Genomic DNA, 11,498 nt, shown 5'->3' with positions numbered 1-11,498 from the left:
GAAGGCGCGCGATTCCTGGAGCCCTGCTTCGCTGCGCCCGCAAGGACGATCCGCTGACGTCATGGACGGCGATCACCGCCCCTTCACGGCCGCCTCATCCGCAGCCCAGAGGTGCTGCGCCGCGTAAGATCGATACGGCCGCCACGCCTCGGCCCGCGCCAGGAGCGCCGCCGGACTCGGACGCCCGGTGCCGGTCTCCAGCGCCCGCAATAGCCCGACATCGCCCACCGGCAGGGCGTCCGGCAGCTTGAGCGCCCGCATGGCGATGTACTGCGCCGTCCATGGCCCGATTCCGCGGATCGCCGTGAAGCGCAGAACCGCTGCCTCCAGCGATTCGGCCGGGGAGAACAGATCCGGGTCGGCGAGCGCGGCCGTCGCCAGCGCCCGGATCGCCGCGCCGCGGGCGCGGGGCATGTTCAGCGCCAGGGCGACATCCGCCTCGACCAGGTCGGCCGGTGCGGGGAAGACATGGGTCAGGCCGCAGACCGGCTCGGCGAGCGGCGGTCCGAAGGCCGCAACCAGTTTACCCGCGAGCCCGATCGCGGCCGCGACCGAGACCTGCTGGCCGAGGATCGCCCGACAGCCGGTCTCGAACGGATCCCAGGCGCCGGGCAGGCGCAAGCCCGGCCGTGCCGCCACGAGGGGTGCCAGGACCGAGTCCCCGGCGAGGCAAGCCGCGATGGCGGCCGGGTCGGCGTCGCAGTCGAACAGGCGGCGCAGGCGCGCGGCAACGGCCGGACCCTCACCCGAGTCGATGCCGTGGAGCCCGACATGCAGGCTTTCGTCCCCGGGCTGCACCGTCAGGATGCCGTGGCACCCTGCCAAGCTCACTGTCCGCGCATAGGCCAAGCCGCCGGTCTCGATCGCCTCGACGCCGGGGATCGCCCGCTTGGCCAGGAAGGCGCGGATCGCAGCCCAATCGTAGGGCGGGTGGTAGGGCAGGCGGAGCGCGACCGCCTCCGCAAACGCGAAGGGCGGCCTCTCGGCCGCCCCGCTGAACTTAGTCCGGGACAGGGGCCGCCTCAGCCGCGCGCGTCCACCGGCACGTAGTCGCGCTGGGCCGGGCCGACGTAGAGCTGGCGCGGGCGGCCGATCTTCTGCGACGGGTCCTCGATCATCTCGGCCCACTGGGCGATCCAGCCCACCGTGCGCGCCACCGCGAACAGCACCGTGAACATGTCGGTGGGGAAGCCCATCGCCTTGAGGGTGATGCCCGAATAAAAGTCGATGTTCGGGTAGAGCTTCTTCTCGATGAAGTACTCGTCCTTGAGGGCGATCTGCTCCAGCTCCATGGCGACGTGGAGCAGCGGATCGTCGGTCTTGCCGAGCTCCTTGAGCACCTGGTGGGTGGTGCTCTGCATGATCCGGGCGCGGGGGTCGTAGTTCTTGTAGACCCGGTGGCCGAACCCCATCAGGCGGAACGGATCGTTCTTGTCCTTGGCCTTGGCGACGAACTTGCCGACGTTCTCCGGCGTGCCGATCTCCATCAGCATCTTCAGCGCCGCCTCGTTGGCCCCGCCATGGGCCGGGCCCCACAGGCAGGCGATGCCGGCCGCGATGCAGGCGAAGGGGTTGGCGCCGGACGAGCCCGCGAGCCGCACCGTCGAGGTCGAGGCGTTCTGCTCGTGGTCGGCGTGCAGGATGAAGATCTTGTCCAGCGCCCGGGCGAAGACCGGGTTCACCTCGTATTCCTCGCACGGCACCGCGTAGCACATGCGCAGGAAGTTCGAGGTGTAGTCGAGGTCGTTCTTCGGATACACGAAGGGCTGGCCGATCGAGTACTTGTAGGCCATCGCCGCCAGCGTCGGCATCTTGGCGATCATGCGGATCGAGGCGATCATCCGCTGGCTCTCGTCCGTGATATCGGTCGAGTCGTGGTAGAAGGCCGAGAGCGCGCCCACCGAGGCGACCATCACGGCCATCGGGTGCGCGTCGCGGCGGAAGCCGGTGAAGAACCGGTTCATCTGGTCGTGCACCATGGTGTGGCGCGTGACCCGGTAGTCGAAATCGGCCTTCTGGGCGGCGGTCGGCAGGGTGCCGAACAGCATCAGGTAGCAGGTCTCGAGGAAGTCGCCCTGCTCGGCGAGTTGCTCGATCGGGTAGCCGCGGTAGAGCAGCACGCCCTCGTCGCCGTCGATGTAGGTGATCTTCGATTCGCAGGACGCCGTCGAGGTGAAGCCCGGATCGAAGGTGAAGGCGCCGGTCTGGGCGTAGAGCTTGCCGATATCGATCACGTCCGGCCCGATCGTGCCGGATTTCACCGGCAGCTCGATCGTCTTGCCGTCCACGGTGATGGTGCTGGGTGCGCTCATGGATCGTGGACCCTTCTGTGGCGACGTGGCGGATGCCGGCCTCGGGCGCCCCTGAACCGGTCCCGGGGGCCTTGAGCGCCCGCGCTATGCTGCGGGTGCTCACTGGCATGCGTTACCCAAACGGCACTGCAGCAGCAACGGGGTCGGTGACATCCGAACCCCGACGCCAAGCGGATTCGTCAAGCGAAGTCCACCAAGCGAAATCCGGGCCGCAGCCCGCAGTTCCCAGCCCGGGTGGCGGCGCTGCTCCAGGGCGGCCGTGGCACCGCACCTCTTCTCCGCGCGCGGAGCGACGGTATTCACACCTCTCTGGCCGGAGCGCACTCTCCTCCCCCTTGCGGGGAGGAGTTGGAGGTGGGGGTGGTGCAGAAGGCACCTCACGGCTCGATCCTGAACCACCCCCACCCCTGACCCCTCCCCGCAAGGGGGAGGGGAAAGCGCGCTTCTTTCAGAGTGTTGGCGCCAAGCCGAGGTGTTTGAATCCGGTCGGCGCGTGCGGGGGAGAGGGCGCTCCGTGCGCGAGCGGTCACCCTCAGCCCTGCGGCACCTGATCGCCGAGGCGCGCGAGGGTCTCGTCCCGGCCGAGCACCGCCATCACGTCGAACAGCGGCGGGGAGGTGGTGCGGCCGGTGAGCGCCGCCCGCAGGGGCTGGGCGACCTGCCCGAGCTTACAGCCCGCCGCCTCCGCGTATTGGCGCACGGCGCCTTCGGTGGAGGCCGCGCTCCAGTCGGTCAGCGCCTCCAGCGCCGGGCGCACGCCGGCGAGGCGGGCGCGGCCCTCGTCGGAGAGCAGGGCGCGGGCCTTGTCGTCCAGCGCCAGGGGACGCTGGGCGTAGAGGTAATAGGCGCTGTCGATGAGCTCGATCAGGGTCTTGGCCCGCTCCTTCAGGCCCGGCATGGCCTGGATGAGCTTGGCCTTGAGATCGGCCGGGAGCGGCGCCGACAGGCCGCGCTCGGGCCCGACCTGGGACAGGATCGTCTCGATCGCCGCCACGAGGTCGGCATCGGCGCTGCCGCGGATGTACAGGCCGTTGAGGTTGGCGAGCTTGGCGAAGTCGAACCGCGCGGCCGAGCGCCCCACCGCACCGAGATCGAAGGCCGCGATCATCTCGTCGGTGGAGAACACCTCCTGGTCGCCGTGGCTCCAGCCGAGCCGCACGAGGTAGTTCCGGAGCGCCGCCGGCAGGTAGCCGAGGTCGCGATAGGCCTCGACGCCGAGCGCCCCGTGCCGCTTCGAGAGCTTCGCCCCGTCGGCCCCGTGGATCAGCGGGATATGGGCCATCTTCGGCACGTCCCAGCCCAGCGACGAGAAGATCTGGGTCTGGCGGGCGGCATTGGTGAGGTGGTCGTCGCCGCGGATGATCTGCGTGACGCCCATGTCGTGGTCGTCCACCACGACGGCGAGCATGTAGGTCGGCGTGCCGTCCGAGCGCAGCAGCACGAGGTCGTCGAGGTCCTTGTTGGCCCAGGTCACCCGGCCCTGGACGGCGTCCTCGACCACGGTCTCGCCCTCGGTCGGCGCGCGCAGGCGGATGACCGGCTTGGCGCCGGCGGGGGCCTCGGACGGGTCGCGGTCGCGCCAGCGGCCGTCGTAGCGGGGCGGGCGGCCCTCGGCACGGGCGGTCTCGCGCATCTGCGCGAGTTCCTCGGCGGTGGCGTAACAATGATAGGCGCGGCCGGCAGCCAGCAGCGCCTCGGCCACCGCCCGGTGGCGCTCGGCGCGGGCGAACTGGAACACCACGTCGCCGTCCCAGTCGAGGCCGAGCCAGGTGAGCCCGTCGAGGATCGCGTCGATCGCGCCCTTCGTGGAGCGCTCCCGGTCGGTGTCCTCGATGCGCAGCAGCATCCGGCCGCCCGTGTGGCGGGCGTAGAGCCAGTTGAACAGGGCCGTGCGGGCCCCGCCGATGTGGAGGTAGCCGGTGGGCGAGGGGGCGAAGCGCGTGACGACGGCTGAGGACATCGGTCCGGTATGTTCGGGGGCGGGGCGCGGGGATGGAGCGGCGAGGGGCTCGACAGGGCGCCCGTAGCACGAAGTGCCGCCTGTAGCACGGGTCGGCGGATGGGTTAAGAATCGGCCGGAGAATCGCCGGCCGACGACGACAGGTCGCGCGGATCGGGGCGGCGGCAATGCGGCGGATCGGCGCGAGGCAGGCGGGGGGTGCCCTTGCGCTCGCCGGCCCGCGCGCGCTCGCCCCTCCGGCGGTCCGCCGCTGGGTGGCGGAGGGGCTCGGCCGGGAAGCCGAGCAGCGGCGCCTGTTCCCCTGGCTGGCGGTGGCCTTCGGCGCGGGGATCCTGGTCTACTTCGCGGCGGCCGACGGGACGCCGATCTTGGCCGCGCCGCTGGTGGGGGCGGCTCTGGCCCTGGTGCCGGTGCCGTTCCTGGGCGCGCGGCCCGTGGCCCTGGCGCTGGCCCTCGCGGCGGCGGCCGGGTTCCTCGGCTTCGCGGCGGCCACGTGGCGGGTCACCCAGGTGGCCGCCCCGATCCTCACCCGGACCACCATCGGCCCCCTCGTCGGGATGGTCGAGGCGCTGGACGAGCGCGAGGTCGGCGCCCGGCTGGTGATCCGCGTGGAGAGCTTCGCCGGGCTCGCGCCGGAGGCGCGGCCGGTCCATGTCCGGGTGTCGTTCCGCAGGACGCCGATCCCGCGACCCGGGGACGTCATCGCCGCAACCGCCCGGCTGCTGCCGCCGCCGGAGGCCGCCCGGCCCGGCGGCTACGACTTTGCCCGGGACGCGTATTTCCAGGGTCTCGGCGCCGTGGGCTCGCTGGTCGGAGCGGTCACGGTCCGCGCGCCCGCGGAGCCGCCGCCCCTGCGCCTGCGGCTCGCCGCGACGCTGGACGCGGCCCGCAACGCGTTGACCCGCCGGATCGCGGAGGCCGAGGGCGGGCAGGCGGGGGCGGTCGCGGCGGCCCTGGTGACGGGCAAGCGCGGGCTGATCGGGCCGGCGACCAACGACGCGCTGCGCGCCGCCGGCATCTACCACGTGGTGTCGATCTCCGGGCTCCACATGGTGCTGGCCGCCGGCGTGGTGTTTTGGCTGGTCCGGGCGGCCCTCGCCCTGGTGCCGTACTGCGCCCTGGTCTGGCCGATCAAGAAGATCGCGGCCGGCTTCGCCATGGTGGGCGTGACCGCCTACTGCGCCTTCTCGGGGTGGGACATCGCCGCCGAGCGCTCGCTGATCATGACCCTGATCATGCTGGGCGCGATCCTGGCGGACCGGCCGGCCCTGTCGATGCGCAACCTCGCGCTGGCCGCGCTGATCGCGCTCGCCCGCGAGCCGGAGGGCCTGCTCGGCCCGAGCTTCCAGATGTCATTCGGCGCGGTGGCCGGGCTGATCGCCTGCGCGCGCCTGATCGACGGCCGGCTGTTCGTGCGCCCCGGGGTGGGTCGGGTGGGGCGCCTCGTGGGCAGCGGCCTCTCGGCGGTCACCGGGACCCTGGCCACGACCCTGGTGGCGCAGGTCGCCACCGCGCCCTTCGCCACCTACCACTTCCAGACCGTGCAGCCCTTCGGGCTCGTCGGCAACGCCCTGACGCTGCCCCTCGTCTCCCTGGTGGTGATGCCCGCCGCGGTCCTCGGGATCCTGGCCTATCCCTTCGCCCTCGACCGGCCGGTCTGGTGGCTGATGGGTCAGGCGGTGGGGGGCATGCTGGCGATTTCCGAGTGGATCGCCGGGTTCGAGCGCGCCACCCTCGTGCTGCCGGCCTTCGGAACCGCAGCGCTGACCCTGCTGACCGCAAGCCTGCTGCTGGCGACGCTCCCGGTCTCGCGCCTGCGCTGGCTCGCCGGGCCGCCCCTCCTGCTGGGGCTCTGGCTCACCGCGCTGCCGGACCGCTACGACGTCTACGTCGACCGGCAGGGCGGCGGCGCGGCGGTGCGGGGGCCGGACGGCCGCCTCGCCGCCCTGGGCAGCCCCTCCGGCTTCGTGCTGGAACAGTGGCTGAAGGCGGACGGCGACGGGCGGCGCCCCGGCGCGCTGGTCACGCCGTCCGGAAGCGGGCGCTGCGACCGGCTCGGATGCACCGCGCGCCTGCCGGATGGGCGGGCGGTCGCGCTGGTCCGGGATCGCCGCGCCTTCCCGGAGGATTGCGCCCGGGCCGCGGTGCTGATCACCGGCCTCGCGGCGCCCCCGACCTGCACGGGGCCCCTCGTGATCGACCGGCATGTCCTGGCGGATCACGGAGCCGTGGCGCTCCGGGCCGAACCCGGCGGGTTCACCGCGCGCTACGCCCGGACCGGTGATCGCGGCCTGCCGTGGCGACCGCACCGGGACACGAAGCCGGCACCGCCGATGACCGCCGCAGTCGACAGCAGTCGCGCCATGGAGGAGCCTGCGGCCCCGGCTGAGGCCGACGGATCAAGCGGCGGGGACGCGCCCGGCGACGCGCCCGCCGAACCGCTTCAGTAGCGGCGGACGAGACTCACGAGGCGGCCCTGGATCTGGACCCGGTCGGGCCCGAGGACGCGGGTCTCGTAGGCCGGGTTGGCGGCCTCCAGGGCGATCGAGGAGCCGCGGCGGCGCAGGCGCTTGAGCGTCGCCTCCTCGTCGTCGATCAGGGCCACGATGATGTCGCCCGTGTTGGCGGTGTCCTGCTTGCGGATCACCACGAGGTCGCCGTCGAGGATGCCGGCCTCGACCATCGAATCACCGCGCACCTCCAGGGCGTAGTGCTCGCCGCCGGCCAGGAAGTCCGGCGACAGGGTGATGGCATGGCTCTGGTTCTGGATCGCCGAGACCGGCGTGCCGGCCGCGATCCGGCCCATGACGGGGATCGACACCGCCCGTCCGGCCTCGTCGATCATGCGGGCATTGGCGGGCAGCGGCGGCTGCTTGGACTTGCCACCCTCCACCACGCTCGGGGTGAACCGGCGGGGCTCGGCGGGCGCCTGGGCCGCGGCCGCCTGCGTCAGGCTCTCGGGGATGCGGATCACCTCGATGGCGCGCGCCCGATTCGGCAGGCGCCGGAGGAAGCCGCGCTCCTCGAGGGCCGTGATCAGCCGGTGGATGCCCGACTTCGACTTCAGGTCGAGGGCGTCCTTCATCTCGTCGAAGGACGGCGGGACGCCGCATTCCTGCATGCGGTTCTGGATGAAGCGCAGGAGGTCCAGCTGCTTGCGCGTGAGCATCGACGGGGGCCTCGCGGCTTGAGGGACCGCCTCGTGGCGGCCACAGAAACAAATCACGAACACGTTAAACGTTCCGCAAGTGTTCCGCAAGAGAGATATGGCCACGCTTGCGTGCGCGGCGGTTCCTGCCGGGGAGAAACGCATTGACGGCGCAAGCGGAGCCGTTTCAATGCGTCCAGCCGGCCGTCCGGGGATAAGCCCGGGGCGCGGCGTGGATCGGGCTGGGATGACGAGGATGCGACGACCCGCAGCTCTGCTGCCCCTCGGCGTGGTGACCCTCGGCGTGGTGACCCTCGGCCTGGCGCTCGCCGGCTGCACGACCGGGTTCTCCTACATCTCCCGGAACTACGTCGCGCTGACGCCGCAGGTGGTGACGATCGGCTGCAAGGAGCCCTACGAGGTCTACGACAACCGGCAAGTGCGCCGGATGCTGATCGTCTCGAACGCCCTGCGGGAATATGCCGGCTGCAACCTAAGCGAGGTCCGGATCGATCCCGAGCCCGAGGCGACGCGGGTGAAGCGCTTCCGGACCGCGGCCCGGGCCTATCTCGACGAGACCGTGCGCGAGGATTGCCGGATCACCGGCGAGACCGTGTTCGATCCGCTGAAGACAGAGTTCGCCTACGCGTGCGACGCGCCGATCGAGAAGCGCGGCACGGTGGTTCCGCGGCTTCCGGGCCGCAATCCGGGCCTGATCCTGCGCTGAACCGCGGGCCCGGCGCCCGCACCCGTCAGGTCCCCGGCTCAGGTCCCCGGCTTGGGGAAGGTGCGCTCGGTCGCGTCCCCAGCCGCCGCCAGCAGCGCGCGGGCGAAGGCGCGGGCCTCCGCCCGGTCCAGGGTGATGGCGGCGGTGACCGGCGCGCCGCCGAGATCGGACAGGGCGAGTTCCAGGCGCACCCCGTCGGGCACGGCGCTCGCCTGAAGGCTCCAGCCGGAACCCCGATCCGTGCTCTCCGCCATCTCAATTCCTCCCGCGGGCTCCCGGGAAAACGCCGCAGGCGTCCGCCGGAACTGCCGCCGCCCGGGACTGTTCCCGAGCCGTGCCCAGCGCTTCCCTGCCCCGCCTGTCCGCGTTCCTCAAGGCCGCGGGCCCGGGACTGGTCGTGATGCTCGCCGATACGGATGTCGGCAGCCTGATCACGGCGGCCCAGAGCGGCGCGCGCTGGGGCTACTCGCTGCTGCTCCTGCAGATCCTGCTGGTGCCGATCCTCTACGTCGTCCAGGAGCTGACGGTCCGGCTCGGGACCGCCACGGGCCGCGGCCATGGCGAGCTGATCCGGACGCATTACGGACCGGTCTGGGCCTGGATCTCCTACGGCGGCCTCGTGGTCGCGGGAATCGGCGCCATCGTGACTGAGTTCTCCGGGATCGCCGGGATCGGCGACCTGTTCGGGGTTCCGCGGCTCGTGAGTCTCGGGCTGCCGGCGACCCTGCTCCTCGGGCTGGTCTTCACCGGCAGCTACCGGCGCGTCGAGGTGGTGGCGATCGCGGTCGGCCTGTTCGAGCTGGTCTTCGTCGGGCTGGCGATCGCGGCGCGGCCGGACGTGCCGGAGATCGTCGCCTCCTTCGGGCACATCCCGCTGGGTGACGGGCAATACCGGGTGCTGATCGCCGCCAATATCGGCGCGGTGATCATGCCGTGGATGATCTTCTACCAGCAGTCGGCCATCGTCGACAAAGGCCTCGGCTGGGACCATGCGCGCCGCTCGCGGCTCGACACCCTGGTGGGCGCGGTGATCTCGCAATGCGTGATGGGCGCGATCCTGATCGCGGCCGCCGCCACGATCGGCAAGTCCGGTCAGGGCAGCGCGAAGGGACTGGAGACCGTGGGCGACCTCGCGGGCGCCTTCACCCCGGCCCTCGGGCCCTGGCTCGGGCAGGTGGTGTTCGGGGTCGGCATCATCGCGGCGGCCTTCGTGGCTTTGAACGTCGTGGCCCTGGCGCTGGCCTGGGGCTTCGGCGACGTGACCGGCCGGCCGCACTCCCTCGGGCAGTCGCCCCGGGAGGCGCCGGCCTTCTACGGCGCCTTCGCGCTGGCGGTCGCCGCGGGGGCGGTGGCCGTGCAGCTCGTGCCGAACCTCGTGGCGCTCAACATCGCGGTCGAGGTCATGAACGCCCTGCTCCTGCCCCTGGCGCTCGGCCTGCTGATCCTGCTGGCCACGCGCGTCCTGCCGGAGGGGCAGCGCGTGGCCGGGGCCTACAGGTGGGTCGTCTACGCCGTGTCGGGGATCACGATCGCCTTCGCGATGATCGGCGTGCTCGACGGGGTCGGCCTGCTCTGACGCGATTGACGCGAGCCCTCCGATGATGTCTCCCGCGGGCTCCGATCAGGTGGAGTTCGAACATGCAAGAGATCTGGTTCCGCACGGGCGAGGCCACGGTGCTGGCGGCCGAGGGCCAGTACACAGACGCCATGCCGGAGGTGCTGATCGGCTCGGTGCGCGGTCCGGTCGGTCAGGCCTTCGCGTCGATGATGGGGCAGGTCCAGGGCCACACGCGGATGTTCGTGGTCCGCGACCTCAACCAGCTCGTGCGCCCCGCCACGATGATGACCACCAAGGTCACGATCCACACGGCCGAGTATGCCGAGCTCCTCGGCGGCGTGGTCCAGGCCGCCACCGGCGACGCGATCGTCGACTGCATCATCGAGGGCATCCTGCCGAAGGACGGGCTCGACGAGCTGTGCATGATCATCATGATCTGGCTCGACCAGCGCTGCGCCGAGGACGACAACCTGGACCAGAAGGACCTCTACCGGACCAACTACGAGGCGACGAAGCTCGCCATCGCCCGCGCCCTCAAGGGCGAGCCGACGGTGGACGAGCTGATCGCCAACCGGAAGACCGTGAAGCACTACGCGCTCGACGGCGTGATCGAGTACTGATCAGCCCTGTGCGACGGGCGTGCGGGCATAGAGATCCGCCACGGCGCAATCGAGGCCGAAACCGGGGAGGACCAGACGGTCATCCCCGGTCAGGCGGGCGCAGGTCCAGGTCTCCCCGCTGCGCACCGACAGGGTCAGCGCGCGTCTCCTCTGCTCGATCAGGAGCACGGCCTGACAGAGCGGCAAGGCCTCGTAGCCCGCGCGCTTGACGTCGATCTTCGTCTGGCGCGTGCCGGGCAGCTTCCGGTGATCGCTCGGCGAGAGGATCTCAGCGGCCAGATAACAACCGTCGACGACGTTCCGGTCAGGCTCGATGGTGGCCGCGTCGATGACCGCGACGTCCGGGACGTAGGTATGGCCCGTGATGAACGGCCTGAGGTCGATGGCGGGATCGTGGATGGCGATCCACGAGGAGCCCGACCGTTCCAGAGCCTCGTTCAGCAGGCGCTGGAGAGTCACGACGATGACCTGATGGATGAGGCTCGGCCGGGCCTGCATCACGATCTGGCCCTCGATAAGCTCCCACTTCTCCTCATCGGGGCGCGTCTCGATGAAGTCCCAGAATCCCCGATGGGGATCGGTCCTCTGGACGGGCGGGGTTTCGAGAGTCGTCATGGGCAGCCCGGGCCGAGTCGACAGAGATCGAGGATCCCGCCGGCCACGCCCTCGGTCAAGAGCCCCTATCCCGGCGGGATGCGCCCCACCGAGCACAGGGTGCGCATCGTGGTGCTGCCCGGGTCGGTGTAGCAGGAGGCCGACCAGCCGTTCTGCTGGATGAACGACTTGCGCCGTTCCGACAGCGCGGTCCGGTAGGCGTTGGCGATGATCGGCTCGACGGTGGCGGCCGGCTCGCCGACGAGGATCTCGGAGGCCACCGACAGGTCCCGGAAGAAGGCCGCCGAGGGGGTCGGCTCGGCCGAGGTCGCCTGCACGATCGGCTCGACCCGGCAGGTCACGTCGAACTTGATCGGGCCGGCCATGCGGATGTCGATGCTCGGGCCCGCGCGCTTGCCGACCCGGCCGCCGATGGCGCCGGCGATTTGGCGGGTGAGGTCGTCGCAGCTGTCGGCCCGGGCGGCCCCCGCCAGGAGGGGCAGGGCGAGCGGCAGAGCCGCGCAGGCGACGAGGAGGAGGCGCGGAACGGCGAAGCTCGACATGGCCGCACTCTACGCG

General features: G+C 71.5%; 11 protein-coding genes. 4 read left to right on the top strand and 7 right to left on the bottom strand.

Features of this window, described 5'->3' with window-relative positions:
• Positions 1 to 72: 72 nt before the first annotated feature.
• The 3 genes from ACLBX9_RS03385 to gltX all read right to left on the bottom strand — a co-directional run bounded on the left by ACLBX9_RS03385 (position 73) and on the right by gltX (position 4,272).
• Positions 73 to 942 (bottom strand): DNA-3-methyladenine glycosylase family protein, encoded by an 870-nt coding sequence (locus ACLBX9_RS03385; RefSeq protein ID WP_447717951.1) that lies wholly within the window; start codon positions 940 to 942, stop codon positions 73 to 75.
• Positions 943 to 1,022: 80 nt separating this feature from the next.
• Complete coding sequence (gene gltA, locus ACLBX9_RS03380) at positions 1,023 to 2,312, bottom strand: citrate synthase (protein WP_010685984.1); 1,290 nt, start codon at positions 2,310 to 2,312, stop codon at positions 1,023 to 1,025.
• Positions 2,313 to 2,844: 532 nt separating this feature from the next.
• Complete coding sequence (gene gltX, locus ACLBX9_RS03375; RefSeq protein ID WP_447717914.1) at positions 2,845 to 4,272, bottom strand: glutamate--tRNA ligase; 1,428 nt, start codon at positions 4,270 to 4,272, stop codon at positions 2,845 to 2,847.
• Between the two features lie 167 nt (positions 4,273 to 4,439).
• On the opposite strand from gltX, the gene ACLBX9_RS03370 reads away from it, so the two are divergent.
• Entirely contained in the window at positions 4,440 to 6,722 is a 2,283-nt protein-coding gene (locus ACLBX9_RS03370) for a ComEC/Rec2 family competence protein (protein WP_447717913.1), read from the top strand.
• Here the strand turns inward: ACLBX9_RS03370 and lexA are convergent.
• Positions 6,716 to 7,441, bottom strand: a complete 726-nt coding sequence (lexA, locus tag ACLBX9_RS03365) for a transcriptional repressor LexA (RefSeq protein WP_010685981.1) — start codon at positions 7,439 to 7,441, stop codon at positions 6,716 to 6,718. The genes ACLBX9_RS03370 and lexA overlap by 7 nt on opposite strands.
• 235 nt (positions 7,442 to 7,676) lie before the next feature.
• Between lexA and ACLBX9_RS03360 the strand changes: the two genes are divergently transcribed.
• Complete coding sequence (locus ACLBX9_RS03360; RefSeq protein WP_447717912.1) at positions 7,677 to 8,147, top strand: hypothetical protein; 471 nt, start codon at positions 7,677 to 7,679, stop codon at positions 8,145 to 8,147.
• A 38-nt stretch (positions 8,148 to 8,185) separates the two neighbouring features.
• Here the strand turns inward: ACLBX9_RS03360 and ACLBX9_RS03355 are convergent, their stop codons facing one another.
• Positions 8,186 to 8,401, bottom strand: coding sequence for a hypothetical protein (locus tag ACLBX9_RS03355; RefSeq protein ID WP_010685979.1), 216 nt, complete (start codon positions 8,399 to 8,401; stop codon positions 8,186 to 8,188).
• A gap of 80 nt (positions 8,402 to 8,481) precedes the next feature.
• On the opposite strand from ACLBX9_RS03355, the gene ACLBX9_RS03350 reads away from it, so the two are divergent.
• Entirely contained in the window at positions 8,482 to 9,723 is a 1,242-nt protein-coding gene (locus ACLBX9_RS03350) for an NRAMP family divalent metal transporter (protein WP_447717911.1), read from the top strand.
• A gap of 62 nt (positions 9,724 to 9,785) precedes the next feature.
• Entirely contained in the window at positions 9,786 to 10,325 is a 540-nt protein-coding gene (gene fae, locus ACLBX9_RS03345) for a formaldehyde-activating enzyme (protein ID WP_020092273.1), read from the top strand.
• Here fae and ACLBX9_RS03340 read toward each other — a convergent pair whose 3' ends face one another.
• Positions 10,326 to 10,940, bottom strand: coding sequence for a Uma2 family endonuclease (locus tag ACLBX9_RS03340; RefSeq protein ID WP_447717910.1), 615 nt, complete (start codon positions 10,938 to 10,940; stop codon positions 10,326 to 10,328).
• Positions 10,941 to 11,005: 65 nt separating this feature from the next.
• Positions 11,006 to 11,482 carry a hypothetical protein gene (locus ACLBX9_RS03335; RefSeq protein WP_447717909.1) on the bottom strand — a complete coding sequence of 159 codons (477 nt, stop codon included), beginning with the start codon at positions 11,480 to 11,482 and terminating at the stop codon, positions 11,006 to 11,008.
• Positions 11,483 to 11,498 lie beyond the last annotated feature (16 nt).

This window comes from Methylobacterium sp. A49B, from assembly GCF_053346215.1.
The sequence above is the reverse complement of the archived record's forward strand: the minus strand, read 5'-3'. Positions and strand labels throughout refer to the sequence as shown.

Coding starts and splice junctions, on each gene's coding strand:
- gltA (WP_010685984.1), bottom strand. CDS start 2,312: ATGAGCGCACCCAGCACCATCACCGTGGACGGCAAGACGATCGAGCTG.
- gltX (WP_447717914.1), bottom strand. CDS start 4,272: ATGTCCTCAGCCGTCGTCACGCGCTTCGCCCCCTCGCCCACCGGCTAC.
- ACLBX9_RS03370 (WP_447717913.1), top strand. CDS start 4,440: ATGCGGCGGATCGGCGCGAGGCAGGCGGGGGGTGCCCTTGCGCTCGCC.
- lexA (WP_010685981.1), bottom strand. CDS start 7,441: ATGCTCACGCGCAAGCAGCTGGACCTCCTGCGCTTCATCCAGAACCGC.
- ACLBX9_RS03360 (WP_447717912.1), top strand. CDS start 7,677: ATGCGACGACCCGCAGCTCTGCTGCCCCTCGGCGTGGTGACCCTCGGC.
- ACLBX9_RS03355 (WP_010685979.1), bottom strand. CDS start 8,401: ATGGCGGAGAGCACGGATCGGGGTTCCGGCTGGAGCCTTCAGGCGAGC.
- fae (WP_020092273.1), top strand. CDS start 9,786: ATGCAAGAGATCTGGTTCCGCACGGGCGAGGCCACGGTGCTGGCGGCC.
- ACLBX9_RS03340 (WP_447717910.1), bottom strand. CDS start 10,940: ATGACGACTCTCGAAACCCCGCCCGTCCAGAGGACCGATCCCCATCGG.
- ACLBX9_RS03335 (WP_447717909.1), bottom strand. CDS start 11,482: ATGTCGAGCTTCGCCGTTCCGCGCCTCCTCCTCGTCGCCTGCGCGGCT.